General features: G+C 71.5%; 13 protein-coding genes. 9 read left to right on the plus strand and 4 right to left on the minus strand.

The features are described from left to right. Positions 1-152 precede the first annotated feature (152 nt). Positions 153-1517, plus strand: coding sequence for an MFS transporter (locus tag ABZ208_RS23065; protein ID WP_356911338.1), 1365 nt, complete (start codon positions 153-155; stop codon positions 1515-1517). Positions 1518-1596: 79 nt separating this feature from the next. Here the strand turns inward: ABZ208_RS23065 and ABZ208_RS23070 are convergent, their stop codons facing one another. Both ABZ208_RS23070 and ABZ208_RS23075 read right to left on the minus strand, forming a co-directional pair. After that, complete coding sequence (locus tag ABZ208_RS23070) at positions 1597-2892, minus strand: TetR family transcriptional regulator (RefSeq protein ID WP_356911339.1); 1296 nt, start codon at positions 2890-2892, stop codon at positions 1597-1599. A 48-nt stretch (positions 2893-2940) separates the two neighbouring features. Next, entirely contained in the window at positions 2941-4116 is a 1176-nt protein-coding gene (locus ABZ208_RS23075) for an XdhC/CoxI family protein (protein WP_356911340.1), read from the minus strand. Between the two features lie 127 nt (positions 4117-4243). On the opposite strand from ABZ208_RS23075, the gene ABZ208_RS23080 reads away from it, so the two are divergent. Genes ABZ208_RS23080 through ABZ208_RS23095 form a run of 4 tightly spaced genes read left to right on the plus strand, consistent with a single transcriptional unit; the run spans position 4244 to position 8741 of the window. Further along, positions 4244-5140, plus strand: a complete 897-nt coding sequence (locus tag ABZ208_RS23080; protein ID WP_356911341.1) for a xanthine dehydrogenase family protein subunit M — start codon at positions 4244-4246, stop codon at positions 5138-5140. Then, positions 5137-5700: a (2Fe-2S)-binding protein gene (locus ABZ208_RS23085; protein WP_356911342.1), complete on the plus strand. Its 564-nt coding sequence runs from the start codon at positions 5137-5139 to the stop codon at positions 5698-5700. Before ABZ208_RS23080 ends, ABZ208_RS23085 begins: the two co-directional genes overlap by 4 nt. A 5-nt stretch (positions 5701-5705) precedes the next feature. After that, positions 5706-8096 (plus strand): xanthine dehydrogenase family protein molybdopterin-binding subunit, encoded by a 2391-nt coding sequence (locus ABZ208_RS23090; protein ID WP_356911343.1) that lies wholly within the window; start codon positions 5706-5708, stop codon positions 8094-8096. A 15-nt stretch (positions 8097-8111) separates the two neighbouring features. Then, the gene (locus ABZ208_RS23095) at positions 8112-8741 is read left to right on the plus strand and encodes an SRPBCC family protein (protein WP_356911344.1); all 630 of its coding nucleotides are present in this window, start codon (positions 8112-8114) and stop codon (positions 8739-8741) included. A gap of 73 nt (positions 8742-8814) precedes the next feature. Here ABZ208_RS23095 and ABZ208_RS23100 read toward each other — a convergent pair whose 3' ends face one another. Continuing rightward, positions 8815-9612, minus strand: coding sequence for an HAD-IIA family hydrolase (locus ABZ208_RS23100; RefSeq protein WP_356911345.1), 798 nt, complete (start codon positions 9610-9612; stop codon positions 8815-8817). 141 nt (positions 9613-9753) lie between these two features. Between ABZ208_RS23100 and ABZ208_RS23105 the strand changes: the two genes are divergently transcribed. The 4 genes from ABZ208_RS23105 (at position 9754) to ABZ208_RS23120 (ending at position 12180) form a co-directional block, all read left to right on the plus strand. Beyond that, positions 9754-10152 carry a hypothetical protein gene (locus ABZ208_RS23105; protein ID WP_356911346.1) on the plus strand — a complete coding sequence of 133 codons (399 nt, stop codon included), beginning with the start codon at positions 9754-9756 and terminating at the stop codon, positions 10150-10152. A gap of 181 nt (positions 10153-10333) precedes the next feature. Next, the gene (locus ABZ208_RS23110; RefSeq protein ID WP_356911347.1) at positions 10334-10768 is read left to right on the plus strand and encodes an ATP-binding protein; all 435 of its coding nucleotides are present in this window, start codon (positions 10334-10336) and stop codon (positions 10766-10768) included. Between the two features lie 48 nt (positions 10769-10816). Then, the gene (gene sigK / locus ABZ208_RS23115) at positions 10817-11404 is read left to right on the plus strand and encodes an ECF RNA polymerase sigma factor SigK (protein ID WP_356911348.1); all 588 of its coding nucleotides are present in this window, start codon (positions 10817-10819) and stop codon (positions 11402-11404) included. Beyond that, on the plus strand, positions 11401-12180 hold the full coding sequence (locus ABZ208_RS23120; protein WP_356911349.1) for an anti-sigma factor: 780 nt from the start codon (positions 11401-11403) through the stop codon (positions 12178-12180). The genes sigK and ABZ208_RS23120 overlap by 4 nt, the downstream gene beginning before the upstream one ends. A gap of 24 nt (positions 12181-12204) precedes the next feature. On the opposite strand, the gene ABZ208_RS23125 is transcribed toward ABZ208_RS23120, so the two are convergent. After that, entirely contained in the window at positions 12205-13638 is a 1434-nt protein-coding gene (locus ABZ208_RS23125; RefSeq protein ID WP_356911350.1) for an amidase, read from the minus strand. Positions 13639-13800 lie beyond the last annotated feature (162 nt).

Here is a 13800-nt window from a genome sequence, read left to right on the forward strand (position 1 = left end):
ATTCACCGGCAGTCCAGGCTGCATGTGATCAAGAGAGCCCGCCCCGCACCCCGGAGGCACCGATCCGAGATGTCTTTGCCATTAACCATTGACCGCTTAGATAACTACTCCTACTGTCTCCGCAACTTCTCTGTTCGCGGAAGGAACCACTCATGACGACTGTGGCCGGCCGGCCCGCCGTGGCATCCATAGCCGCACGGCTCGAACGACTGCCGCACTCCCGCTGGCACGTCAAGGTCCGCTTCCTCATCGGCGCGGTCACTTTCTTCGAGGCGTTCGACCAACTGCTCGCCGCCTCCGCACTCCCCGTTCTGATGAAGGAATGGCACCTGACGACCGGTCAGGCCACCTTCGCCGTGACCGCGGGTTCGATCGGCATGCTCGTCGGCGCACTGGCCGCCGGCTGGTTGGGCGACCGGATCGGCCGGGTGCGGACCGTCGCGCTGGGGGTCGCCGTCACCGCGCTCGCGAGCCTCGCCGTCGCCTTCTCCACCGGCATCGAGATGTTCGCGCTCTTCCGCTTCGTACAGGGTCTGGGCATCGGCGGCGTCGTGCCGGTCGCCGCCACGTACATCAACGAGATCGCGCGCTCTGACCGCCGCGGCCGCTTCGTGCTGCTCTACGAGATGATCTTCCCGGCCGGTCTGGCCGCGGCAACGCTGGTCGCCGTGTGGGTGGTTCCCAACCTGGGCTGGCGGGCGATGTTCGTGATCGGCGCGCTGCCCGTCCTGATCGCGGCCGCACTCCCCAAGCACGTCGTCGAGTCCCCGCGCTGGCTGATGGCGCGCGGCCGGACCGAGGAGGCCGAGCGGGTCATCGCGCAGATCGAGGCGGAGGTCGTCCGTTCCTCGGCCGCGCCGCTGCCGGAGCCCGCCACCGACACGGCCGAGGAGACCTCCCAGGGAGGTCTGCGGGAGCTGTTCAGGGGCAGGTATCTGCGGCGTACTGCGGTGGTGTCGGGTCTGTGGTTCGTCGCGTACTACGTCAACCATGGCATCTCGACCTGGCTGCCGTCCCTCTACACCAAGAACTTCGGCCTCGACCTGACGACCGCTCTCACCTACACCCTGCTCAGCAATGTCACCGGACTGCTCGGCACGTTCATCGTCGCGCTGGTGATCGACCGGGTGGGCCGCCGCCCCGCCCTGGTGGCCGCCCTCGGCGGATCCGCACTCGCGCTCGGCACGCTCGCCCTGACCGGAGCAGTCTCCGGCGGCCAGGTGGCGATCTTCGCCTCTTGCACGACGTTCTTCGTCTACGCGATCAACGCCGGGCTCTACCTCTACTCCCCCGAGCTGTATCCGACGCGGAACCGGGCGAAGGGCGCCGCGTTCGGCGGACTGTGGAACCGCCTCGGTGTCATCCTCGGACCGATCACGGTCGGCGCGATCCTCGGGGCCGGCGGCAGCCTCACCCTGGTCTTCGCCCAGCTCGCGTGCGTGGCGGTGGTGGGCGCGGTCATCGCGCTGTTCGCCGTGGAGACGAAGGGCAAGACGCTGGAGGAGCTCAACTCCTGAGCCGCCCCCGGTATCCGGCGCGCACCGCGCGCCGCGCGGGTTCCCCGTTCCGCCGCACAGGCGGAACGGGGAACCCGTTTCACTTCTGCGGGCGGGGGGGCTCCGGCGACCGGCCCAGTACGTCGAGCAGTCCGACGAGCTGCCGCCGCTCGGCGATGCCGAGCCCGGCGAGCATCTCCCGTTCGCCCGCCTCACGGGCCGCTGCCATCCGGTCGGCCAGGTCGAGGCCGGCCGGGGTGAGGCGCAGATGAACGATCCGCCGGTCCCGGCCGTCGCGCTCCCGCTCGATCAGACCTGATTCCACCAGACGGTCCGCCTGCATCGTGAGGCCGCCCTGGCTCACCTGGCCGGCAGCCGCTACCTCACTCATCGTGCGGCGATGCGGAGCGCCTGCCCGGCGGAGCGCGTTGAGCACGTCGAAGGCGGCCGGGCTGATGCCGTACTGCTTCGCGATCCGGCCGATCAGCGACTGGTGGTGCTGGAAGCAGCTGCTCAGCCCGTCGAAGACGGCACCGGCAGGCACGGAGGAGGGGGCGGGCAGAGGCTCGGTCGCGGATGCAGTGGCGGGCTCTGCCGCAGGCCCCGCGGCGGACGCGGGCCTCTCGGCGTCGGCATCGGCATCGAACGCGTACGGTTCGGTGTCCGCCTCACTCCGGGATCCGGCCTGAGCCATGGGGACAACGGCTTCAGCGGGCCCGGGCCGGTCTGCCGACCGCGCACTCCTTCCCGTCACGGCGGTCGCGAGGGCATCGGCGAGCGCCGGTTCCAGCGCCGCCCTGGGCACGGAGCGAGCCGGCTCGTGGGCGAACATGTACCGCTCCATGATCACGCCGAACAGGATGCTGCGGACCATGGCGGCGCGGACCTCGGCCTCGGGTGAGTCACCCAGGAGGCGGCAGAGGGGCTCGCCCACCTGCTGGTCCAGGATCGTGCGGAACAGCGCGGCGCTGGGCGGATGATCGAGTGCCGAGCGGATCAGCGCGGGCCACGGATCCTGGGCCGGCAGCCGCTCCCAGCGCTCAAGATACGCGTGGGCGAGGGCCTGCGGGAGCCGTGCCAGGTCGTTCCCGGCGGCTTCCAGCACGTCCGCGGCCAGACCGGTACCGCCGGCGACCGCCTCGTGGAACAGTCCGTCCTTGGTACCGAAGTACGCCATGACCAGGCCGGGGGTCACACCCGCCTCGGCGGCGATGGCCCGGATGCCGACCCCTGCGTAGCCCTGCGCGGCGAACAGCCGCCGAGCGGCGTCCAGTACGGCCCGGCGGTTGCCCTCGGGGTCGTGGGCGCGGCCACGCCGTGACGGTGAGTCCGTGGCCGCCCCGTCTGCCGGGGCCCTCCCGGCAGCTGAGCCGGGTGTCTTGCTTTCGGAATCCACATGGCCCACATTAAACGAGTGTTCAGAAAAACAGTCGTTCAAAAACACTCACACACCGTGGACAGGTCCGAGACGGTCGGTGAGCGGCAGGCCGCTGCCTCCACGGCGTGCCGCGATGATCTCCGCGGCGATGGACACCGCGGTCTCCTCCGGCCCCAGCCCGCCGAGATCCAGGCCGATCGGCGAGCGCAGTCTGGCCAGTTCGGCCTCGGTGAGCCCTGCTGCCGCAAGTCGCGCGAGCCGGTCCTCGTGCGTACGCCTGCTGCCCATTGCCCCCACGTACCCTGCCGGGCTGCGCAGCGCCAGTTCCAGCAGTGGTACGTCGAACTTGGCGTCATGGGTGAGCACACAGACCGCCGTGGCCGGGCCGACCAGGTCCGGGTGGGCGGCGAACCACCGGTGCGGCCGGTCGACGACGACCTCATGGGCGTCGGGGAAGCGCTCACGGGTGGCGAACGCGGGGCGGGCGTCGCACAGGGTCACGCGATGACCGAGCAGGGCTCCGACCTGGGTCAGCGGGCGGGCGAACTCGACCGCGCCGAACACCAGCAGCCGCGGCGGATCCGCGAACGACTGCACCAGAATCTCGCAGTCGGGGGCACAGCCACCGCGGGCCGCGTGGGCATCGCACCCGCGGTCCACGAGCGCTGCGTCACCGCCGTCCACGTGCGTATCGCCCCCACCGTACAGGGCTCCGGTCCGCACCGTCCCGCTCACACCCATGGCCAGCATGGCGTGCGCGGCCCGCGCCGCGGCACGGTCCAGCCCCGCCTCCCCGAGCGTCCCGGTCACACCATTGGCGCCGACCGCGATGCTCGCTCCCACCCCGGAGCCCGCACCTGCCACGACCGTCACCAGCGCAACCGGCACACCCGCCGCGAGATCGGCGGACACCCGGTCGAGGGGGGCCTCGGGACCCATCTCGCGTACGAAGACCTCGATCGTTCCGCCGCAGGTCAGCCCTACCGCGAACGCGTCACCGTCGTCGACGCCGTACTCCTCGCGAACCGGACCGGATCCTGCCAGCACGTCCTCCGCGACCGCGCACACGGCCGCCTCGACACAGCCGCCGGACACACTGCCGACCACCCTGCCGTCGGCCGAGACGAGCATCGAGGCGCCGGCCGGGTGCGGGGAGGAGCCCCACGTCCGAACGACGGTCGCCATCGCGAAGGCGGTCGCCGACCGCTGCCACGCGGCGGCCTGGTCCAGCACGTACCTCATGTCACCCACCTCGAATCCGCGTCACCCTCTTGCCAAGAATAAACTTCAGCATAAATCATTTCAGGTGTTAGATAGATGTCGTGCCGAAGGTTCCCCTACGGATACCGGGGCTCGACACGCTCCACGCATGACGACCGAGAGTGGTGGAAAACGGTTGAAACCCGCACCCTTTGACTACACCGCTCCGCGCAGCGTCGCGGACGTGGTCGCCCTCCTCGCCGACGATGAGCACGACGCCAAGGTCGTGGCAGGCGGCCAGTCGCTGATCCCGATGCTGAACATGCGTCTCGCCCGTCCGACGGTGCTGGTGGACATCACCCGTGTGCCGGAGCTGGACCGGATCCACGTGGATGCGGCGGGCGCCCTGCACATCGGCGCAGCGGTACGCCAGGCACGGGCCGTCGCGGATCCGGCGGTGCGCGACGGCTGGCCGCTGCTCGCCGCCGCGATCGCGCGCATCGGGCATCCGCAGATCCGTAACCGCGGCACGGTGTGCGGCAGCCTCGCCCACCACGACCCGGCGGCCGAACTACCCGCCGTCGCGCTGGCCCTGGACGCGCGCTTCGTCCTGACCGGACCGGGCGGCACCCGTACCGTCGACGCCGCGGACTTCTTCGTCGCCACGTTCCAGACGGCGCTGGAACCGGACGAACTCCTCACCGAGGTCGTCCTCGGGCCCCAGCCGGGCCGCGGCTGGGCGTTCGAGGAACTGACCCGCCGGCACGGCGACTTCGCCACCGTCGGTGTCGCGCTCGTACTCGACCGTGCGCCCGGCACCAGCACGGTACGCGGCGCCCGGGTGGTCTTCTGCGGGGCAGGCCCGGTCCCCGTCCGGCTGCGCGCCGCCGAGGACGCGCTGCTCGGCACGGACGCGGGCGAGCGCGCGGTCCGCGCCGCGGCCGAGGCCGTCCTCACCCGGCTCACCCCCGCCGACGACATCCACGCCACCGCCGTCCACCGGCGTGAAGCCGCCGCCCATCTTCTCGTCCGTGCCTGTACCTCCGCCTGGGAGCGCTGTTCATGACCACCTCCGTCCCCTCCTCCCCTTCTCCCGCTCCAGCGGTCCGCCCCACGGTCGTTCGCACGCCTCCACTGGCCGAACCCTCCGGCTGGCACGAGATACGGCTCACCGTGAACGGTGACCGGATCGCCTGCCAGGTGGAGTCCCGGCTGCTGCTCAGCGACTTCCTGCGGGACCGCCTGGGGCTCACCGGCACCCATGTCGGCTGCGAGCACGGCGTGTGCGGCGCGTGCACGGTCCTGCTGGACGGAGCACCGGTGCGCTCCTGCCTGATCCTCGCCGCCCAGTGCGAGGGCGCGGACATCCGCACCGTCGAGAGCCTCGCCCCCGGCGACGCCCCCCTTACTGCGGTGCAGCGCGCCTTCCACGAGTGCCACGGCATGCAGTGCGGCTTCTGCACACCGGGCTTCGTCATGACGACGACCGCTCTGACCGAGCAGGCCGGACGGCCGGCCGGACCGGAGGTCGCCGACGCCCTCAGCGGCCATCTGTGCCGCTGCACCGGCTACCGCAACATCCGCCGTGCCGTGTGCCAGGCACTCGACGAGCGTTTCGGGGAGTGAGCCACATGTCCCACGACGAGTCCCCCGGCTATGTCGGCCGGTCCGTCCCGCGCGTCGAGGACGAGCGGCTGCTGCGCGGCAACGGCCGTTACGTGGACGACATAGCCCTTCCCGGCTGCGTCGAGGCCGCGTTCCTGCGCAGCCCGCAGGCCCACGCGCGCATCGAGTCGGTGGACGTCGGTGCCGCGCTCGACGCCCCCGGCGTGGTCGCCGTCTGGACAGGCGCCGATGTGGCAGGGCTGGCGCCCATGCTCAACAAGGAGGAGCTGCGCACCCCGCCCGGTCTCGCCGCGCTTCTGGACCCTCTGGTCCGGATGACGCCCATGCCCCTGCTCGCCGCCGACAAGGTCAGATACGTCGGCCAGCCCGTCGCCGTCGTCTTCGCCGAGAACCGCTACCTCGCCGAGGACGCCCTCGAACTCATCGACGTCCGCTACTCCGCGCTGCCCGTCACCGTGGACCCGGAACAGGCCCTTTCCCCCGAAGCGGCCCTGGTCCACGAGGAGTTCGGTGACAACGTCGCGGTCGCGGTGGCCACCAAGGTCGGGGATCCGGACGAGGCGTTCGCCACCGCGCATGCCGTGGTGAGCGAGGAGTTCCAGGCACACCGCTATGTCGCGTCGCCGATCGAGACCCGCGCGATCTCGGCCCAAGTGGACCCGTACAGCGGCAGGTTGACCGTCTGGTCCGGTACGCAGACCCCGCACCGGCTGCGCGAGGCGATCGCCCACACGCTCGGCCTGGATGCCGGGACGGTGCGCGTCATCGCCACCGACGTGGGCGGCGGCTTCGGCCAGAAGGGCATCCTGTACGTCGAGGAGCTGCTGGTCCCGTACGCGGCGCGGGTGCTCGGGCGTCCCGTGCTGTGGCGCGAGGACCGGGGCGAGAACCTCACCGCCTCCTCGCACGCCCGTGAGCAGATCCATCGCATCGAGCTCGCCGCGGACGCCGATGGCCGCCTCCTCGGTGTGCGCGACCGGATCATCGTCAACTTCGGCGCGTACAACATGACCGGTCTGGTCGTGCCGTACAACTCGCTGTGTCATCTGCTGGGCCCCTACCGGGTGCCGAACGCCGACATAGACGTCGTCGGCGTGCTGACCAACACCACGTTCGCGACTCCGTACCGCGGTGCGGGACGCCCCGAGGCGGTGTTCGCGATGGAGCGGGCGATGGACCGGCTCGCCGACCGGCTCGACATGGAAGCGGCGGAGCTACGGGCACGCAACCTGGTGCGGCCCGAGGAGATGCCGTACCGGACGGGTCTGGTGGACCGTTCGGGCAAACCGCAGTCGTACGACTCCGGCGACTTTCCCGAACTGCTCCGCCGAGCCGCCGCCAAGGTGAACGTGCCCGAAGTCCGCGCCCGCCAGCGCGAGGGCGCTCGGAACGGGAGGCGTGTGGGTGTCGGGTTCGCCATGTACATCGAGGCGACCGGCCTCGGCCCGTTCGAGACCGCCCGCATCGACATAGCGCCCGACGGCCGCGTCCGACTCGCCATCGGTACGCCGTCTCAGGGCCAAGGCCACCGGACCTCCATGGCGCAGATCGCCGCGGACGCGATCGGAGTGCCGCTCGACATCATCGACGTGGTCGGCGGGGACACCGACGCGACCCCGTTCGGTGTCGGCACCATCGCGAGCCGGGCCCTGGTCAACGCGGGGAACGCCACGCACCGCGCCGGCCGGCTCGTGCGCGACAAGGCCGTCGACGCCGCCGCCCGCCGGCTCGGCGTGCCGGCGGACAGCCTCGACCTGCGCGACGGAGTCATCGCTCCCAGGACGGCCGACGGCCCGTCACTCACGCTCGCCCAGCTGGCAGGGCAGGCCCCACTGCCGGGAACCCCCGAGCCGACCGACGGCCGGCACGGCACCGAGCTCAGCGAGACGGTCCACTTCCGGCCGCCGGGCTTCGCGGTCGCGAGCGGCGCCCATGCGGCCGTGCTCGAGGTCGACGAGCACACCGGAGAGATCGAGATCCTGCAGTACGCGGTCGTCCACGACGCGGGCGTCATCGTCAACCCGCTGATCGCCGAAGGGCAGGTCACCGGAGGCATCGCCCAGGGCATCGCCGGAGCGCTGTACGAGGAGATGGTCTACGGCCCCGACGGCCAGCCTCGCACCGCCACCTACATGGACTATCTGGTGCCGACGTCGTCGGAGATCCCGGATCTCGACCTGGACGAGCTGTTCACCCCGAGTCCCATGAACGACCTCGGCGTCAAGGGACTCGGCGAAGGCGGCGCGATCGCCCCGCAGGCCGTGCTCGCGGGCGCCCTGGAGGACGCGCTGCGCCCGCTCGGCGTGGTCGTCCGACGCGGCCCCCTCTCGCCGAGCCGGGTGCGCGACCTGATCCGTACGGCCGCCCGGGACCAAGAGCCCGGCTCGCACTCCTGACGATTGGACATCCCCATGCAACTCGACCACTCCTTCACCGTCCCGGCCACGCCCGACGATGCCTGGAAACTCTTCCTCGACCTCCGCCGCGTCGCCCCTTGCATGCCGGGCGCGGTCCTCGACACGCTGGACGGCGACCGGTTCACCGGCCGGATCAAGGTCAAGATCGGTGCGGTGCAGATGAGTTACCGCGGCGAGGGCACCGTGACCCGGGACGAGACCGGCCGCACCCTCGTCCTCGACCTCAGCGGGAGCGAGGCCAGGGGCGCCGGCACGGCAGCGGCCCGGGTCGTCGCCGCTGTCACGGCCGATCCTGCGGACCCGGCCGGAACCCGCGTCCGGGTGCTCACCGAGCTCGACATCACGGGCAGGCCGGCGCAGTTCGGACGCGGCATCATGGCGGAGGTCGGCGACCGGATCGTCCGGCAGTTCGCCTCCGGACTGGAGGAGTTGCTGCGCAGTCCGGCGGACGCGTACACCGGCTCAGGCGCGCCCCGAACCGGCGTCCCGGCGGCGGCCGAACCGGAGGCGGCGGACCTGGGAGCCGCTGTGCTGCCGGTCCTTCTGCGGAAGACGGCCGTCCCGGCAGCCGCCGTGATCGTCGCCGTACTGCTGGTCCGCGCGCTGCGCCGGCGCTCACGCTGACAGTACGCCGGACGGTCGCCTCCCGGACCGTGTGGAGGTCCGGGAGGCCGCCGCGGAGCGAAGCGGCGCCGGGTCAGCGGCCCAGGCGCTGGAGGAGACCTGGCAGATAGGCGAAGGAGTCCAGTACATGGTCCGGTTCGCCCGGTGCGGCCCGATGGGCCTCGGGCAAGTACTTACCGGTCCTGACGAGTACGCCGGTGATCCCGTGGCGCTGTGCGCCGAGCACATCGGACTCGATGTCGTCCCCGATCATCAGCGCCTGCGAGGCGTCGGCCCCGAGATGGGCGAGGGCCGTGGCGAAGAACGGTTCCGCGGGCTTGCCGATCACTTCCGCCTCGACGCGCGCCGCTCGCTCGAGGCCCGCCAGGAAGGCGCCCGTGTCGAGCTGCAGCCCCCTTGTCGTACGCCAGTACAGGTTGCGGTGCATGGCGACGAGGCGGGCTCCGCGCTGGATGTGGGCGAAGGCCGAGTTGAGGGCCGCGTAGTCGAACTCCGGTCCGGCGCCGCCGACGAGGATCACGTCCGGCACCGCGGCCGGGTCGCCGAGATCCACGAGCGTGACGCCGCCGAGGTCCTCCTGGATGTCCCCACTGTTCAGCAGCGCGCACCGGGCCCCCGGACAGTGCTCGGCGAGGTAGGTGGCCGCCACTGCGGGAGCGGTGAAGATGTCGTCCGCGGTGACGGGGAACCCGGCGTCGGCCAGGGCCGCCGCGATGGACGCTCTCGTGCGCGACGTGGTGTTGGTCAGCAGCGCGAGGGGGATGTCCGCCTCACGCAGGCGCTCCATGGCTTCGACGGCACCCGGCAGTGGTTTCCAGGACACCGTGAGCACACCGTCGATATCGATCAGGACAGCGGCGACCCGTTGCATGGGGTGACCGTACCCGGGGATCCAGATCGGACCAAGTAGCCCGATTTGCACTTTTTCTCCCCTGGCACCCATCCGGATCGGCGCCGGCTGCGAATCGCTTGTGTCGTATCAGCCACACAGGAATTGGAGGAGGTGGGGAACATGACCCCTCCCGTCCGGATCAAGCGCCTGGTCGCCGGCTTCGCCGCGACCGGACTGCTGGCCGGTGGTGCCGCTCTCGGCGCCGCCGCTCCCGCTGCCGCCGCCCCGACGCCCACGGCCGTGACCGTCTCGAGCGTCCTCGACAGCCGGTGCACCTGGGAGAAGGGCCACTGGGAGAAGAAGTGGGTCAAGGGCCGCTGGGAGAAGAGGTGGCACATGGGCTTCAAGGCACACCACAAGGTCTGGCACAAGGGTTACTTCGAGCGGCCCAACGACTGGCACCAGGGTTTCGTGATCCACGAGGGCCGGCACCACGCGGGCCACCCGTTCTGGGAGAAGACCCACGGGCACTTCGAGAAGAACTGGGTCAAGGGCCACTGGGACTGCAACAGCCGCTGATTCTCCTGACCGGCCGGCTTCCGCCGGCCGGACGGTGAGGGCCCTGCGACGCGGGCCCTCACCCTGTTTCCTCCGCCGTTCTTCACGACCGAGCCCCCCACGACCAAGCCCTCCGCGACCACGTCCTGCGTGACGCGCCCGTCGTCGCGGCACCGCACCCCGTCACCACCAGGAACCGGCCATGTCCCCCCTCGCCACGCTCTCGCCCGACACGCTCCGTGAGCACGTGCCCCTGCCGGACGGCGTCCACGCACCTGCCGCCGCCCGTCACGCGGCGGAGTCCTGCCTGGGCCGGCTGTCCCTGCGACCGGAGCGGCGCGACGAAGCGCTGCTGATCGTCTCGGAACTGGTCACCAACGCCGTACGGCACGCGAGGGGGCCTCGCTCCCTGGTTCTCACGGCCTGGGACTCGCTTCTGGACATCGCCGTCAGTGACCGCAGCGAGGTGCTCCCGGTGCCCTGTGCCGCGGACCGCGCGGGCGAGAACGGCGGGTTCGGTCTCGCCCTGGTGCGGAGTCTGGGGGCGACTCTGATCGCCGTACCCGAGCCCGGCGGCAAGACCGTCCATGCCGTACTGAGTCTGACCCGCCCGGATGCGAGCGGCCCGAATCAGTGATGGCATCGGTCTCTGACACAGCTGAAAGGTCATGAGACGGCAGATGTCATGGAGCGCGAGGACTCCGGGCGTGGCTCCCGGCACCCCACGGACGGACGCCTGGACGAGCTGATGCAGCAGGTCGCAGCCGGCGACCAGGACGCCTTCGTGCCGATCTACGACGCGCTCCATGCCCGGGTGATGGGACTGGTCTTCCGGATCCTCAAGGACGCGGCACAGGCGGAGGAAGTGACCCAGGACGTGCTGGTGGAGGTGTGGCGCAAGGCGGGGCGATTCCGTCCCGAGCGCGGAGGTGCCATGACATGGGTGATGACCCTGGCCCACCGCAGGGCGGTCGACCGGGTCCGTCATGCGCAGGCCCGCTCCGACCGCGAGCACAGGGCCGCGCTGCTGGAGCGTGGGACGCCGTTCGACGAAGTCGCCGAGGAGGTCGAGGCGCGGGAGGACCGCGAGGAGGTGCACCGCTGTCTGGAGACTCTCAGCGATCTGCAGAGGCAGGCGCTGACCCTCGCCTTCTACGAGGGCATGACGTACCTGGACGTGGCGCGGACCCTGTCCTCGCCACCGGGGACGGTCAAGTCACGGCTGCGTGACGGTCTGCACCGGCTGCGCGACTGTCTGGAGGCGACCCGGTGAGCGGCGCGGCCGATCCGCACCAGGCTCTCGGGGCCTATGTGCTGCACGCCCTGCCGGCAGACGAGCGGGCCGCGTTCGAGAACCATCTCGCCGGATGCGCGGCATGCGCGCAGGAGGCGGCGGAACTGGCGGCCGCGGCGGCCCGTCTGGGCGAGGCCGAGGCGATGCGCCCTTCGGCGGGTCTGAAGCAGCGGGTTCTCGACCAGATCGCCGTCACCGGCCAGGAAGGCCCCCGCCCCGCGCCGCACTCCCCCGCCGAGGAACGCCCCCGCCCCGAAGCGCCGCCCGCCGCCCCGCGCAGCCGCCGCCTGCTGCAGGTGGCGCTGGCGGCGTGCCTTGCCGCGGCCCTCGCGTTCGCAGCTCTCGCGCTGCAGCAGCACCGGAAGGCCGACGACGCCCGCGCGCAGATCAGCCGGGCCGACCAGCGGTACGAGGTGCTCGCGGACATGCTCTCCGCCCCCGATGCGACCATCGTCACGCAGCGGCTCTTCGGTACGGCCACCGGAAGCGTCATCGTCTCGCGCAGCGAGGGCCAGGCCGCCTTCGTCGCCTCAGGGCTGCCGCCGCTGCCTTCCGGCAAGGTCTACGAGTTGTGGTTCGACGAGGCCGGCACGCTGCGTCCGGCCGCCCTGCTGGCCGGCACCGGCGAACAGCAGATGCGTGTCCTTCGCGGCCCGTTGGGCGGTGCAACGGCCATCGGCATCACCGTCGAGCCCGAGGGCGGCTCACCGCAGCCCACGGGCAAGCACCTCGGCACGATCCCCATCCCGGCCTGACCCGGCCGCGCCGCCTCTCGCCCGTCACCAGACGGCGGGACGGCGGTGTGCCCAGGGCCTGGCGCCCTCCAACTGGGCGGAGAGGGAAATGAGGGTGGAGTCGTCGCCGTAGCGGCCCCCCAGCATCACTCCGATCGGCAGGCCCTCCTCCGTCCAGTGCAGGGGAACGCTGACAGCCGGCTGCCCGGTGACGTTGTACAGGGGGGTGAACGGTGTGAACGCCGCCAGCCCTTCGAACTCGGCCGACGGGTCGCTGTCGTCCCGCAGGCCGCCCACCAGGGCGGGCGGCTGCGCCAGCGTCGGCGTGAGAATGACGTCGTACGCCGACAGCAGGGCGTCCGCGACCAGCTGCCCGAAAGCACGGAAGGTGTACAGGGCCTGGGCGAAGTCGGTGCCGCTCACCTGCCGTCCGGCCGCCCGCAGATGCCGGGTGAGCGGCATGAGCAGCTCCTCCCGCTCCGGCGGAACGGGGTTGACCGTGGCCATCACCGTCCAGATGTGGCCGAAGGCCTCCCGCAACTGGTCCCCCACCGGCAGTTCGATCTCCTCCACCTGATGGCCCAGATCGCGCAGCAGCCCGGCGGCCCCGTCATAGGCCGCCCGGCAGTCGGGATGCAGTTCCACGCCGTCCAGCGGCGGGGCGGCCAGGGCGATCACCTTCAACGGCCCGGGCTCGCGTCCCGCGGCGGACAGGAAGGTTTCGCCGGGCGGCAGCGACGGTGCGCCGTACGGATCGCCGGGCATCGGGCCGGAGAGCACGTCGAGCAGCGCGGCCGCGTCGGCCACGGTGCGGGCGAGCGGGCCGGAGGTACTCAGGCCGCTCACATCGTGCAGCGTCGGCCCCGCGCTCACCCGGCCACGGCTCGGCTTGACGCCGAACAGTCCGCACACGGATGCGGGGATACGGATGGAACCGCCGCCGTCGGAAGCGTGCGCCAGCGGTGCGAGACCGGCGGCCACGGCCGCGGCCGCGCCGCCCGACGAGCCTCCGGCCGAACGCTGCGGATCCCACGGGGTACGGGCAGGCGCCGCCAGGCGGTTCTCGGTGTAGCAGGGCAGTCCGAACTCCGGGGTGTTGGTCTTGCCGAGCATCACCGTCCCGGCGTTGCGCAGCAGGGTCACCACGTGGTCGTCCACGTCCGGCGTGAAGTCGGCGAACGCCTGCGATCCGCGCGTACAGCGCACACCGGCGACGAAGTTCAGGTCCTTGACCGGTACGGCCACCCCGTGCAGCGGGCTCAGCCGAACGTCCTCCCGCCGCGCGGTCAGGGCCGCGGCCTCGGCCTCGGCCGCCTGCTTGCGGGCGAGTTCGGGGGTGACGGTGAGGAAGGCCCCCAGGGTTTCGTCGAGTTGGTCGATCCGATCGAGATAGTGCTCGGTGAGTTCGGTCGGCGACACGGTGCCCGATCGCACCGCGTCCGCCTGTTCCAGCGCTGTCAGATCGTGCAGCTCGGCCATGGCCCGCCGCCCCTTCCCCTCGCCCGGCAACCGGTGCCGATCCTTGCACTACTGCGCGGTAACCGCCAGGCGTCGGGCGGGACCGGAACCGGTCGCGCCTGTGACTGCCGGATGAACAGTCGGGCAGGGCAAGGCACTTCCCTTGACGGCCCGGTGTCTGAG

It is taken from the genome of Streptomyces sp. NPDC006208, from assembly GCF_040613775.1.
Taxonomy (GTDB): Bacteria; Actinomycetota; Actinomycetes; order Streptomycetales; family Streptomycetaceae; genus Streptomyces.